The sequence below is a fragment of the Pseudomonas tolaasii NCPPB 2192 genome (genome assembly GCF_002813445.1).
Classification (GTDB): Bacteria; Pseudomonadota; Gammaproteobacteria; order Pseudomonadales; family Pseudomonadaceae; genus Aquipseudomonas; species Aquipseudomonas tolaasii.
The window spans coordinates 340271-353530 of sequence record NZ_PHHD01000001.1 but is presented as its reverse complement, the minus strand read 5'-3'; the positions used below and the strand labels follow the sequence as shown (position 1 = coordinate 353530).

The following is a 13260-nucleotide window of genomic DNA, read 5'->3' as shown; positions in this document are numbered from 1 at the left end:
TAAATCTTCGTTCATTATTGGGGCCATCTTCACTCATAAAAAGCAGGAGCGCTCATGACCACTCGCAGCCATTGCCAAGCCCTTGATGCCAGGGACCCGTTGGCGCCTTTGCGTCAGCAGTTCGCGTTGCCGGAGGGCGTGATCTACCTCGACGGCAACTCCCTCGGCGCACGCCCGTTGGCGGCGCTGGCGCGGGCGCAGCAGGTGATCAGCGATGAGTGGGGCAATGGGTTGATTCGCAGCTGGAACAGCGCTGGCTGGGCGGAGTTGTCCTTGCGCCTGGGTAATCGCCTGGCGCCGCTGATCGGTGCGCGCGACGGCGAAGTGGCGATCACCGATACCACCTCGATCAACCTGTTCAAGGTGCTCAGCGCCGCATTGAGCGTGCAGCGCCAACGCCAGCCCAAGCGCAAGGTGATCGTCAGCGAGGCGAGCAATTTCCCTACCGACCTGTACATCGCCGAAGGCCTGGCCGAGTTGCTGCAACAGGGTTACTCGCTGCGCCTGGTCAACCGTCCGGACGAGCTGCCGCAGGCCATCGACGCCGACGTGGCGGTGGTGATGCTCACCCACGTCAACTACAAGACCGGCTACATGTACGACATGCAGGCCCTCACCGCGCTGACTCACGAATGCGGCGCCCTGAGTATCTGGGACCTGGCGCACTCGGCGGGTGCGGTGCCCATCGACCTGCACGCGGCTTGCGCCGATTACGCGATTGGCTGCACCTACAAATACCTCAACGGCGGGCCGGGCTCCCAGGCGTTTGTGTGGGTCAACCCGGCGTTGGTGGACGTGGTGCGTCAGCCGTTGTCGGGTTGGTTCGGGCACACGCGGCAGTTCGCCATGGAGCCTGCCTATGCGCCGAGCGCCGGCATCGCGCGCTACCTGTGCGGCACCCAGCCGATTACCTCGTTGGCGATGGTTGAGTGCGGCCTGGAGATTTTTGCCCAGACCGATATGGCCAGCCTGCGCGCAAAATCCCTGGCGCTCACCGACCTGTTTATCGCCTTGGTAGAAGCTCGCTGCGCCGCCCACGAACTGGTGTTGATCACCCCGCGCGAACACGCCAGACGTGGCAGCCATGTGAGCTTCGAACACCCTGAAGGGTATGCGGTGGTTCAGGCCCTGATCGCCCGTGGCGTGATCGGCGATTACCGCGAGCCGCGCATCATGCGGTTCGGGTTTACGCCGTTGTACACAAGCTTCACCGAGGTATTCGACGCCGTGGAAATCCTCGGTGAAATCCTCGACAACGGCACCTGGGACCAACCGCAATTCAAAGTCCGCAACAGCGTTACTTAAAGCACAACACAAATCCAATGTGGGAGCTGGCTTGCCTGCGATAGCGATAGTGAATTCACCACCGCCATCGCAGGCAAGCCAGCTCCCACAAGGTTCAGCGCCAGCAACAACCATCACAATAATAAAGGGGCACACCACGTGACCACGCCAGACACCGGCTTTGCAGAGATCACCCACCGCGAACTGGGCCTGAGGCGCCAGCTCACTTCCGGCCAGATGAGCATGATCGCCATCGGTGGCGCCATCGGTACTGGGCTGTTCATGGGCAGCGCCTACGCCATCGGTTACGCCGGGCCCAGCGTGCTGCTGAGCTACGCCATCGGCGCGCTGATTACCTTGTTGTTGATGGGCTGCCTGGCAGAGATGACGGTAGCGCATTCCACCTCGGGTTCGTTTGGCGCCTACGCCGAGTTCTACATCAGCCCGCTGGCCGGGTTCCTGGTGCGTTACGCCTATTGGGCGGCGATTGTGCTGGCGGTGGGCGCCGAGGTCACGGCGGTGGCGATGTACATGAAGTACTGGTTTGCCAACGTGCCGGAGTGGGTGTGGATTGTGTCGTTTTCCAGCGTCCTGATCCTGCTCAACGCGATCAGCGTGAAGACCTTCGGCAACTTCGAATACTGGTTTTCCACGATCAAGATCAGCGCCATCGTCGGCTTCATCATCCTCGCCGTGTACGTGGTGTTTGGTTCCGGCAACCCTGACTACGGCGTGCAGAACTACACGGCCCACGACGGTTTTTTCCCCCATGGCCTGAGCGGCATGTGGATCGCGGTGATCGTGTCGATCTTCAGCTACCTCAGCGTGGAGATGATCGCCGTGGCCGCCGGTGAAGCGGCCGACCCGGAACAGGCGGTGAAAAAAGCCTTCCGCGCGACCATCGTGCGCCTGGTGGTGTTCTACCTGCTGACCCTGGCGCTGATGCTCGCTATCGTGCCGTGGAACCAGGCCGGGCAGACTCAGAGCCCGTTTGTCACGGTGATGCAGACCATCGGCATTCCCGGCGCCACCGGGGTGATGAATTTCGTGATTCTGATCGCGGCGCTGTCGGCGATGAACAGCCAGCTCTACATCACCACACGCATGATGTTCAGCCTGTCCCGTGCGGGGTTTGCCCCCAAAGCGATGGGCGCGCTGAGCAAAAGCGGCATTCCGTTGAACGCGCTGCTGCTGTCCAGCTCGGGCATCGCCCTGGCGACGCTGTTGAACGTGGTGTACCCGGAAAGCTCGTTCACTTTGATGATGGCGATCTCGATGTTCGGCGCGATCTTCACCTGGTTCATGATCTTCCTCACGCATTTCTTCTTCCGCCGTTACCGCAAGCGCCACGGCGGGCCGGCGCTGTCGTTCCAACTGCGGTTGTTTCCGTACAGCACCTTGCTGGGGCTGGTGTTGATGGGCGCGGTGATGATCACCACTTATTTCACCGAGGCGTTCAAGATGACCCTGGTGTTTGGTGTGCCGTTCCTGCTGATCCTGTCGGCGGTGTACTACGGGTTCTTCCGCAAGGGCAGGGCCAAGGCGTCGAACAAGGCTTTGGCGTAACCCGGCAATTGCTCGAACGAGCGCGCGCAAAGCAGGAGCTTTCGGCAGGCCCAGTCTTCGTGCAACGGCTGGGCTCTGAAACGCTGCGCCGGTGGCCAGCGCTCCAGTGCCGCCTGAGGCACAATTCCCAGGCCCGCGCCGCCGCAAACCATGCGAATCAACCCGTCGAACCCCTCGGCGCGGATGCGTGTTTGCAGGCGGAAACCGGCGTGCAAGGCCTGTTCTTCGAGGTAAACCGTCAGGGCGCTGTTGGCGGTCAGGCCGACGAAGTCGTGTTGCAGGCTGTCGATGAAACTGCCCCCCGTGAACGGATGATCCAGCGGCGCGATCAGCACCAGCGGGTCGTCGCGAAAGGGCAGGGTTTGCAGGCCGTGGGTGTCTACCGCGTCGGAGATGATGCCCAGGTCCGCCGTGCCCTGGCGCAAGGCCTGAGCGATGCGCAGGCTGGGCCATTCCTGCAGGTCGATATCGAGGTTGGGGTGTTCGCGTAAAAAGTCCGCGAGCAATTCCGGCAGGTATTCGCTGAGCGCCGTGGTGTTGCACAGCAGGCGCACTTGGCCTTTGGCGCCGCTGGCGTATTCGGCGAGGTCCTGTTGCAGGTGCTCGGCTTGTTGCAGCAGCAGGCGCGCGTGACGGGCCAGGGCTTTGCCTGCGGGGGTTGGCGTGACGCCTCGGCGGTTGCGTTCAAGGAACTCGATGCCCAGCGACGCTTCCATCGCCCGGATGCGCGCGCTGGCGGCGGCCAGGGACAGGTGGCTGCGGGCCGCGCCGGCGGTGATGTTGCCGGTGTCGAGGATGTGCAGGTAGAGGCGCAGGTCGATCAGGTCAAAGTGCATGGCTTTGTTTCTCGGGTGATATGACAGGCCTCATCGCGGGCAAGCCCGCTCCCACATTTGGAGGTGTGAATACATTCACATGTGGGAGCTGGCTTGCCTGCGATGGCAATTTCAGCCTCATGCAAAACAAGAGGCTGCCTCAGTATATGGCGAATTTCACGGCCCCTCGAAATCCCCCACAATCCCCCCATGAATACCTTCCTCGCGTTCTACCAGGATATCGGCCCCGCCCTGACCCTGCTGGTGTTCGGCACCTTCCTGCTGGCCGGCACCGTCAAAGGCGTCATCGGCCTGGGCTTGCCGACGGTTGCCATGGGCCTGCTCGGCCTGGCTATGTTGCCGGCGCAGGCTGCGGCGCTGTTGATCATCCCGTCCACGGTCACCAACCTCTGGCAACTGGCCTTCGGCGGGCACCTGGGCGAGTTGATCAAACGCCTGTGGCCGATGCTGCTGTTGATTTTTCTCGGCACCGGCCTCGGCACATTGGGGTTGGGCATGGACGGCGGGCAGTGGGTGGTGCGGGCCTTGGGCGGCGCGTTGCTGGTGTACGCGTTGAGTGGTTTGTTTTTGCCCACGTTCAAGGTCAAGCCGCTAACCGAGCGTTGGTTGGGCCCGTTGTGCGGTGTGATCACGGGCCTAATCACTTCGGCCACCGGCGTGTTCGTGATTCCGGCGGTGCCGTACCTGCAAGCCTTGGGTTTGAATCGCGATCAACTGGTGCAGGCGCTGGGGTTGTCGTTCACCGTGTCTACCCTGGCGCTGGCCGCCGGGCTGGCGTGGCGCGGCGCCCTGGGCGGCGGTGAAATCAATGCATCCGTGCTGGCGCTGGTGCCGGCGTTGTTGGGGATGTGGCTGGGCCAGGCGGTGCGCCAGCGCATCAGCGCGGTGTTGTTCAAGCGCGTGTTTTTTGTCGGCATGGCATTACTGGGTGGGCACTTGCTGATCGGCGGCTAAATCAAGAGTCACGGTTTATTCGTGCGTTTTGGTCAAATGTATTTTGCGGCGCCGCCGCTTATTCCTCAGGGGCAATGTCGATAGCCTGCCGGCAGACATTTCCAACCTCTGCGGATGCCCTCCATGAAAAAAATCCTCCTGCTTAACGGCGGCAAGCAGTTCGCCCATTCCGACGGCCGCTACAACACCACCCTGCACGACGCTGCCGTAGCCGTGCTCGACCGCGCCGGCATTGACGTCAAAACCACACATATCGACGAAGGCTACGATGTGGCCGAAGAAGTGGCGAAGTACCTTTGGGCGGACGTGATCATCTACCAGATGCCCGGCTGGTGGATGGGCGCGCCGTGGATCGTCAAAAAGTACATCGACGAAGTCTTCACCGAAGGCCACGGCAGCCTGTATGCCAGCGACGGCCGCACACGCTCCGATTCGTCGCAGAAATACGGCAGCGGCGGCCTGATCCAGGGCAAGCAGTACATGCTGTCGCTGACCTGGAATGCCCCGCAGCAAGCCTTCGACGACCCCACCGATTTCTTTGAAGCCAAGGGTGTGGACGCGGTGTATTTCCCGTTTCACAAGGCCAACGAATTCCTTGGCATGACCGGCCTGCCGACCTTCCTGTGCGTGGACGTGATGAAGCGCCCGCAGATTGAGGCCGACGTGGCGCGTTACGAACAGCATCTGGCGCAGGTGTTCAATTTCTCGGTGTAAGCTGCCAGCAACCGATAAAGAGGACAGCCTGTGAAAGCCCGATCCGATGAGCTACAGACCTTCGTCAGCGTGATTGAGTGCGGCTCGATTTCCGCTGCGGCGGAGCAGGTCGGGCAGACGCCGTCGGCGGTCAGCCGCACCTTGTCGCGCCTGGAAGCCAAGCTCGACACCACGCTGATCAACCGCACCACGCGGCGCATGGACCTGACCGAAGAGGGCAAGTATTTCTTCGAACAGGCCAAGGTGATCCTGGCGCAGATGGATGAGCTGGAAGAACGCCTGTCGTCGCGCCAGAAAAAACCGGCCGGGCGGCTGCGCATCAACGCCGCCGTGCCGTTCATGCTGCACGGGCTGATGCCGTACATTGCCGAGTTTCGCAGCCTTTACCCGGATATCCAGTTGGAGCTCAACAGCGATGACCTGATTATCGACCTGCTGGAGCAAAGCACCGACATCGCGATTCGTATCGGCATCCTGGCCGACTCCACCCTGCATGCGCGCTTTCTCGGTTGCACGCCGCTGCACATCCTCGCCAGCCCCGACTACCTCCAGCAATACGGCACGCCGGCGACGGTGGCGGAGTTGGCGGAGCACATCTTGCTCGGCTTCACCCAGACCGAAACCCTCAACCATTGGCCGCTGCGCCATGTGGAAGGCGACCGCTGGCTGATCCAGCCGGGCATTGCCGCCTCCAGCGGTGAAACCGTGCGGCATCTGGCGCTGGAAGGGCAGGGCATTTGTTGCCTGTCGAATTTCATGACCAACGCTGACATCGAGGCCGGGCGCCTGGTGCCGATCCTGGAAGCGTTCAACAGCGGCTATCGCCAGCCGATCCACGCGGTGTTCTACCGCAACTCGCAATTGGCCCTGCGCATTCAGTGCTTCCTGGACTTCATTCAAGCCAAGCTTGTGCGCTATGCCTGCTGATTCGTGATATTTGCGCAAGAGTGATTTGGGCGGCGGGGGCTTATTCCGCGCCCGGCAGGGCTGGATACTGGACCCATCACTTACCCACGCAGGAGAGTTCTCCATGAACGTATTCGTTACCGGCGCAGCAGGTTTTATCGGCGGTTCCATCGCCACCGGCCTGGTCAAGGCCGGCCATACCGTCACCGGCCTGGTGCGCAGCGCCGAGCAAGCCGCTGAAATGAGCGCATTGGGTATCACCCCGGTGATCGGTACCCTGGATGACGCGGCCGTGTTGACCGAGCAGGCGCACAAGGCGGACGCGGTGATCAACGCCGCCAGCAGCGACCATCGTGCGGCGGTGGAAACCTTGCTGGCCGCCTTGAAAGGTTCGAACAAAGCGTTTCTGCACACCAGCGGTTCGAGCATCGTGGGCGATGCGTCGGGCGGCAAAGCCAGTGACGTGATCTATTTCGAAGACAACTTGCCGGAGCCAACCGTCGACAAGGCCGCTCGTGTGGCCATCGACAACCTGATCCTCGCCGCCGCCGAAGACGGCGTGAACTCGGCGGTGATCTGCAACACGCTGATTTACGGCCACAGCCTGGGCGTGAAGCGTGACAGCGTGCAGTTGCCGCGTTTGCTCAAGCAAGCGCGCAAGAGCGGTGTGGTACGCCACGTGGGCACCGGGCAAAACATCTGGTCCAACGTGCACATTGAAGACGTCGTGGCGCTGTACCTGCTGGCGCTGACCAAAAACGTACCGGGCACGTTCTACTTTGTGGAAAGCAGCGAGGCTGCGTTTGTCGACATGACCACCGCAATTGCCGAGGCGCTGAACCTGGGCAAACCCCAGGACTGGCCGCTGGCCGAGGCGGAAGCCGAGTGGGGCTATGAAATGGCCAACTATGGCCTGGGCTCCAACAGCCGGGTGCGCGGCAAGCATGCCCGTGAACTGCTGGGTTGGGTGCCGAAGCGTACGTCGGTGGTGGAGTGGATTCGCCACGAGATGGTCTGATGTTCGCTTAGCACCGAGGTGCTGCCATCGCAGGCAAGCCAGCTCCCACAGTTGACCGAGTTCCAGCTTTGGAATGCAGTCAGTGTGGGAGCTGGCTTGCCTGCGATGCAGACCACTCGGTCCCCCAGGCTAGCCCCTCCCGCCGCAATTCCGTACCATCCCCCGCCTTATCCCCCGCATTACCCTGGTACCTCATGAACCTCACCCGTTTGCGCGCCGACGCCCTGGCCGGCCTCACTACGTCTTTTGCGCTGCTGCCCGAATGCATCGCCTTTGCCCTGGTCGCCCACCTCAACCCGCTGATGGGCCTCTATGGCGCGTTTATCATCTGCACGCTCACCGCGTTGTTCGGCGGACGGCCGGGGATGGTATCCGGCGCGGCAGGTTCGATGGCGGTAGTGATCGTCGCGCTGGTGGTGCAGCACGGCGTCGAGTACCTGCTGGCCACCGTGCTGCTGGGCGGCCTGATCATGATCGCCTTCGGCGCCCTGCGCCTGGGCAAACTGGTGCGCATGGTGCCGCACCCGGTGATGCTCGGCTTCGTCAACGGCCTGGCGATCATCATCGCGCTGGCGCAACTGGAGCATTTCAAAAGCGGCGACAGCTGGCTCAGTGGTACGCCGCTGTATGTGATGACCGGGCTGGTGCTGGTGACCATGGCTATCGTCTACCTGCTGCCGCGCCTGACCCGTGCCGTGCCGCCCGCGCTGGTGGCGATCCTCGGTGTGGGCCTGGCGGTGTACCTCCTCGGCCTGCCAACCCGCACGTTGGGCGACATGGCCCACATCGCCGGCGGCCTGCCGAGCTTCGCCTTGCCGCAAATCCCCTGGACCCTGGAAACCCTCGGCATCATCGCGCCTTACGCGTTCTTGATGGCGATGGTCGGCCTGCTGGAAACCTTGCTGACCCTGAACCTCACCGACGAAATCACCGAAACCCGTGGCTACCCCGACCGCGAAAGCGTGGCGCTGGGCGCGGCGAATATGGTGTCTGGACTGTTCGGCGGCATGGGCGGTTGCGCGATGATCGGGCAAACCGTGATCAACCTCAGCTCCGGCGGGCGCGGGCGTTTCTCCGGGGTGTTTGCCGGGGTAATGATCCTGCTGTTCATTCTGTTCCTGTCACCGATGATCGAGCGGATTCCGCTGGCGGCGCTGGTGGGGGTGATGTTCGTGGTCTCCCAGCAGACCTTCGCCTGGGCCTCCTTGCGGGTGATCAACAAGGTGCCACTCAACGATGTGCTGGTGATTCTGGCAGTGACGGTGATCACGGTGTTCACCGACCTGGCCACGGCGGTGCTGTGCGGCATCGTGATTGCGGCGCTCAATTTTGCCTGGCAACAGGCGCGGGAGCTGTACGCCGATGAACATCTGGAAGCCGACGGCAGCAAACTGTATCGCCTGCACGGCACCTTGTTCTTTGCCTCGACCACGCCGTTTTTGAATCAATTCGACCCGGCCAACGACCCGGCCCAGGTGACGCTTGATTGTCGTCACCTGAGCTTCGTCGACTACTCGGCGATTGCCGCATTGATGACCCTGCGCGAGCGCTACACCAAGGCCGGCAAGCATTTGCGGGTGCTGCATTTGTCGGAGCGCTGCAAAAAGTTGCTTAAACGCGCCCGGGTGCAGCACGACTGATTACAACGGCAGCAAGCCTTCCAGTTCGGCGGCGCGGGTCTGGGTCATGTCCAGCACGCAGGCGGCGCCGTTGACCTGATCGATGGTGCCGCCGCTGGCCGAGCCCATGAAGCCGCAGTTGGCGTCGCGGTATTTGATCCACAGGCGCTGCACGTCCTGCAGTTGCTGCTTCTTGGCGCCTTCCTGAACCTTGATCGCGGCCTGGTAAGCCTTGTTCAATCGCGCGTCCTGCACCTTGGTTTCGTTGACGTTGCACGCGACCATCGCCGCCGTGGTGTTGGCGCCGTCCAGGCATTTGGTCAGCGCCGGGTTGTCTTCGGCGGACGCTGTACCGCAAAGGCCCAGGAACAGGGCGCTGGCGATCAAGGGAGAGAGCAGGGATTGACGATTCATTGTTGGTTTTCCTGGTGGGAGGGTGGGCGACAGGCGTGCGCTTTCTATGACTGGACCTGTCGTTTCTAGTTTCCGCGCCGTTTAAATTTCATGTAAGAACGCCCCCCGAATTTTCATCCGTGGTTGCCGGGCATATCCGCAAGCGACAGCGCTTGTCTGTGGGCGAAAATTACTTTCATAAAAATTGAAAATCCTCCTCGGTAATGATTTATGAGTTTCACAACCAATTCGACGTGACCCTTTCCGAGGAGTACCGCATGGCCGCATCACCGGGCTTGGGGCTGTTGGCGTATGCCGCCATCGCCATCATTGCATTGATCGTGCTGATTGCACGTTACCGACTCAACCCGTTTATCGTCATCACCCTGGTTTCCATTGGTCTGGCGCTGATGGCCGGGATGCCGGCGGACACCATCATGGGCTCGTACGAGGCGGGCGTCGGTAAAACCCTGGGGCACATCGCTTTGGTGGTGGCGCTGGGCACCATGCTCGGCAAGATGATGGCCGAGTCCGGTGGCGCCGAGCAGGTGGCGCGCACGCTGATCAACCGGTTTGGCGAGCGCAATGCCCACTGGGCCATGGTGTGCATCGCGTTTCTGGTGGGGCTGCCGTTGTTCTTCGAGGTCGGTTTTGTGTTGCTGGTGCCGATCGCCTTTACGGTGGCGCGCCGCGTGGGCGTGTCGATCCTGATGGTCGGCTTGCCCATGGTCGCCGGCTTGTCGGTGGTGCACGCGCTGGTACCGCCGCACCCGGCGGCGATGATGGCGGTGCTGGCGTACAACGCGTCGGTCGGGCAGACCGTGCTGTATGCGATTCTGATCGGCATTCCCACGGCCATCATTGCAGGCCCGCTCTACGCCAAGTTCATCGTGCCGCGCATTCAGTTACCGGCGCAAAACCCGCTGGAACGCCAGTTCATCGACCGCGAGCCGCGCACCCGGTTACCGAGTTTTGCCATGACCATGGGCACTATCCTGTTGCCGGTGGTGCTGATGATGATCGGCGGCTGGGCCAATGTGCTGTCCACGCCGGGCACCGGTTTTAATCAGTTCCTGTTGTTTATCGGCAACTCGGTGATCGCCTTGCTGGTGGCGACGCTGGTGAGTTTTTACACACTGGGGCTGGCCCAGGGGTTCAACCGTGAGTCGATCCTCAAGTTCACCAACGAATGCCTGGCGCCGACCGCGAGTATCACCTTGCTGGTGGGCGCGGGCGGCGGCTTGAACCGCATTCTGGTGGACGCGGGCGTGACCCATGAAATTCTCGGTCTGGCCCATGCCTTCCATCTGTCGCCGCTGGTGATGGGCTGGCTGTTCGCCGCGCTGATGCGGGTCGCCACCGGCTCGGCGACAGTGGCCATGACCACCGCGTCCGGTGTGGTGGCGCCGGTGGCGATGGGCCTGGGTTATCCACACCCGGAACTGCTGGTGCTGGCCACCGGTGCAGGGTCGGTGATCTTTTCCCACGTGAACGACGGCGGCTTCTGGCTGATCAAGGAATACTTCAATATGACGGTGATCCAGACCTTCAAGACCTGGACCGTGCTGGAGACCCTGATTTCGGTGGTCGCCTTCGGTCTGACTTACGGCCTGTCCTGCATTTTGTAACCCGGAGCCCCCATGGACATCCTCTACCAGATCCGCGCCCGTCAGGATTCCTTCAGTGCAGGCGAGGGGCGTATCGCCAAGTTGATGCTCGATGACGTGGGCTTTGCCGCGTCGGCCAGCCTGGAGGCGCTGTCGCAACGGGCCGAGGTCAGCACCGCCACCTTGTCGCGGTTTGCGCGCAGCGTGGGTTGCCGGGATTTGCGTGATTTGCGCCTGCAACTGGCGCAGGCCAGTGGTGTGGGCAGCCGCTTTCTCGACCCGGCGGGGTTGCCCGAGCAGTCGGCATTTCATCGGCAGATTCTCGGCGATATCGAAGCGACGTTGCGTCAGCACCTGTCGGGGTTCAACCAGGCGAGTTTTGCCGATGCGGTCAGCCTGCTGGGCAAGGCGCGGATGATTCATGCGTTCGGCATGGGCGGCCCGTCGAGTCTGTGCAGTGATGAGTTGCAGGTGCGGCTGGTGCGTCTGGGCTATCCGATTGCCGCCAGCCACGACCCGGTGATGATGCGCGTGACGGCGGCGACCCTGGGGCCCGAGCATGCGTTGATCGTGTGTTCGCTCACGGGCCTGACGCCCGAACTACTGGACGTGGTGGCGCTGGCCCGCAACTACGACGCGCGCATCATCGCCATCACCCTGGCCGATTCACCTTTGGCCCGCTTGGCGGACGTTGTGCTGCCGCTGCAACCGGCCGAAACCAGTTTTATCTACAAGCCCACCGCGGCGCGCTACGGAATGCTGCTGGCCATCGACCTGCTCGCCACCGAGCTGGCGTTGGCCCTGCCGGACGACAACCAGGAACGCCTGCGCCGGATCAAGCTGGCCCTGGACGATTATCGCGGCGGCCCTGACAGCCTGCCGCTTGGAGACTGATATGAAGTACGACACGCTGATTCGCCAGGCGCTGATCATTGATGGCAGCAACACCCCGGGTTACGTGGCGGATGTGGGGCTGCGTGACGGGCGTATCCAGACGATCGGAGACCTGTCGGCGGCGACGGCCGAGCATGCAATCGACGCCACTGGCCGCGTGCTGGCGCCGGGGTTTATCGATGTGCACACCCACGATGACACGGTGGTGATCCGCCATCCGCAAATGCTGCCCAAGCTCACGCAGGGCGTGACCACGGTGATCGTCGGCAACTGCGGCATCAGCGCGTCCCCGGTGAGCTTGCGCAGCGATCCGCCCGACCCGATGAACCTGCTCGGCAAGCGCGAGGCCTTCACTTACCCACGTTTTGCCGACTACCGCGCGGCGGTTGAAAACGCGCATCCGGCGGTCAACGTCGCTGCATTGATTGGCCACACGGCGCTGCGCAGCAACCATATGGACGACCTGTATCGCACCGCCACGTCGGATGAAATCGCTGCGATGCGCGTGCAATTAAAAGAAAGCCTGGAAGACGGCGCCCTCGGTTTATCCACAGGCCTGGCGTACGCCAGTGCGTTCAATGCCGAGACTGACGAAGTACTGCAACTGAGTGAAGAACTCACCGCATTCGGCGCGGTGTACGCCACTCATTTGCGCAGCGAATTCGAGCCGGTGCTGGAGGCGATGGACGAAGCCTTTTTGATTGGCCGGCATGCCAAGGCACCGGTGATCATTTCCCACCTCAAGTGCGCGGGAGCGGGAAATTGGGGGCGCAGCCCGCAGTTGTTGGCGGCGCTTGAGCGAGCGGCGAAAACCCACCCGGTGGGGTGTGATTGTTACCCCTACGCGGCCAGCTCTTCGACGCTGGATCTCAAGCAGGTCACCGATGCGTTTCGCATCACCATCACCTGGTCCACGCCACACCCCGAAGTGGGCGGGCGCGACTTGCAGGCTATTGCTGCCGAGTGGGATGTTTCGCTGCTGGAAGCCGCACGTCGCCTGCAACCGGCGGGGGCGGTGTATTACGGGATGGATGAGGCGGACGTGCTGCGCATTCTCGCGCATCCGCTGTCGATGGTGGGGTCGGACGGGTTGCCCGAAGACCCGTTCCCGCACCCGCGTTTGTGGGGCGCTTTCCCACGGGTACTGGGGCATTTCAGCCGCGATGTGGGGTTGTTTCCGTTGCACACGGCGGTGCACAAAATGACTGGCTTGTCCGCTGCCCGCTATGGCTTGGCTGAACGCGGCGAAATCCGTGAAGGGCACTGGGCTGACCTGGTGTTGTTTGACCCGCTGCGGGTGCGTGATGTGGCGGATTTCAAGGAACCGCAGCGCGCGGCAGAAGGCATTGAGGGGGTGTGGGTCAATGGCGTCTTGAGCTACCGCGACGGCCAGGCAAATGGTCAGCGGTCGGGCCGGTTCCTGGCGCGCAGTGGGGATTTGCGTGGCGGGTTCGAGGGCGGGCGGTAGA

The 13260-nt window shown here is 62.4% G+C and carries 12 protein-coding genes; 10 read left to right on the top strand and 2 right to left on the bottom strand.

Annotated features, from left to right (window positions below; translation table 11 throughout):
• The first annotated feature begins 54 nt into the window (after positions 1-54).
• Both kynU and ATI14_RS01735 read left to right on the top strand, forming a co-directional pair.
• Positions 55-1305 (top strand): kynureninase, encoded by a 1251-nt coding sequence (gene kynU / locus ATI14_RS01740; RefSeq protein ID WP_016971031.1) that lies wholly within the window; start codon positions 55-57, stop codon positions 1303-1305.
• Between the two features lie 138 nt (positions 1306-1443).
• Positions 1444-2850 carry an amino acid permease gene (locus ATI14_RS01735; RefSeq protein ID WP_016971032.1) on the top strand — a complete coding sequence of 469 codons (1407 nt, stop codon included), beginning with the start codon at positions 1444-1446 and terminating at the stop codon, positions 2848-2850.
• On the opposite strand, the gene ATI14_RS01730 is transcribed toward ATI14_RS01735, so the two are convergent.
• Positions 2796-3686 carry a LysR substrate-binding domain-containing protein gene (locus ATI14_RS01730; RefSeq protein ID WP_016971033.1) on the bottom strand — a complete coding sequence of 297 codons (891 nt, stop codon included), beginning with the start codon at positions 3684-3686 and terminating at the stop codon, positions 2796-2798. The genes ATI14_RS01735 and ATI14_RS01730 overlap by 55 nt on opposite strands.
• Before the next feature lie 189 nt (positions 3687-3875).
• Here ATI14_RS01730 and ATI14_RS01725 point away from each other — a divergent pair, with 189 nt between their 5' ends.
• The 5 genes from ATI14_RS01725 to ATI14_RS01705 all read left to right on the top strand — a co-directional run bounded on the left by ATI14_RS01725 (position 3876) and on the right by ATI14_RS01705 (position 8918).
• A complete protein-coding gene (locus ATI14_RS01725; protein ID WP_016971034.1) occupies positions 3876-4640 on the top strand; it encodes a sulfite exporter TauE/SafE family protein in 765 nt (254 codons plus the stop codon).
• Positions 4641-4763: 123 nt separating this feature from the next.
• Positions 4764-5354 (top strand): NADPH:quinone oxidoreductase MdaB, encoded by a 591-nt coding sequence (gene mdaB, locus ATI14_RS01720; protein WP_016971035.1) that lies wholly within the window; start codon positions 4764-4766, stop codon positions 5352-5354.
• A gap of 30 nt (positions 5355-5384) precedes the next feature.
• Positions 5385-6281: a LysR family transcriptional regulator gene (locus ATI14_RS01715; RefSeq protein ID WP_016971036.1), complete on the top strand. Its 897-nt coding sequence runs from the start codon at positions 5385-5387 to the stop codon at positions 6279-6281.
• 103 nt (positions 6282-6384) lie between these two features.
• Positions 6385-7278 carry an NAD-dependent epimerase/dehydratase family protein gene (locus tag ATI14_RS01710; protein WP_016971037.1) on the top strand — a complete coding sequence of 298 codons (894 nt, stop codon included), beginning with the start codon at positions 6385-6387 and terminating at the stop codon, positions 7276-7278.
• A gap of 194 nt (positions 7279-7472) precedes the next feature.
• Entirely contained in the window at positions 7473-8918 is a 1446-nt protein-coding gene (locus ATI14_RS01705) for a SulP family inorganic anion transporter (RefSeq protein WP_016971038.1), read from the top strand.
• Here the strand turns inward: ATI14_RS01705 and ATI14_RS01700 are convergent, their stop codons facing one another.
• A complete protein-coding gene (locus ATI14_RS01700) occupies positions 8919-9311 on the bottom strand; it encodes a lysozyme inhibitor LprI family protein (RefSeq protein WP_016971039.1) in 393 nt (130 codons plus the stop codon).
• A gap of 257 nt (positions 9312-9568) precedes the next feature.
• On the opposite strand from ATI14_RS01700, the gene ATI14_RS01695 reads away from it, so the two are divergent.
• From ATI14_RS01695 to ATI14_RS01685, 3 genes are read left to right on the top strand one after another with little or no spacing between them, the layout of a single operon-like run.
• Positions 9569-10918: a GntT/GntP/DsdX family permease gene (locus tag ATI14_RS01695; RefSeq protein ID WP_231124397.1), complete on the top strand. Its 1350-nt coding sequence runs from the start codon at positions 9569-9571 to the stop codon at positions 10916-10918.
• A gap of 12 nt (positions 10919-10930) precedes the next feature.
• Positions 10931-11791 (top strand): MurR/RpiR family transcriptional regulator, encoded by an 861-nt coding sequence (locus tag ATI14_RS01690; protein ID WP_016971041.1) that lies wholly within the window; start codon positions 10931-10933, stop codon positions 11789-11791.
• A 1-nt stretch (position 11792) separates the two neighbouring features.
• On the top strand, positions 11793-13259 hold the full coding sequence (locus ATI14_RS01685) for an N-acyl-D-amino-acid deacylase family protein (protein ID WP_016971042.1): 1467 nt from the start codon (positions 11793-11795) through the stop codon (positions 13257-13259).
• Position 13260: the final 1 nt, after the last annotated feature.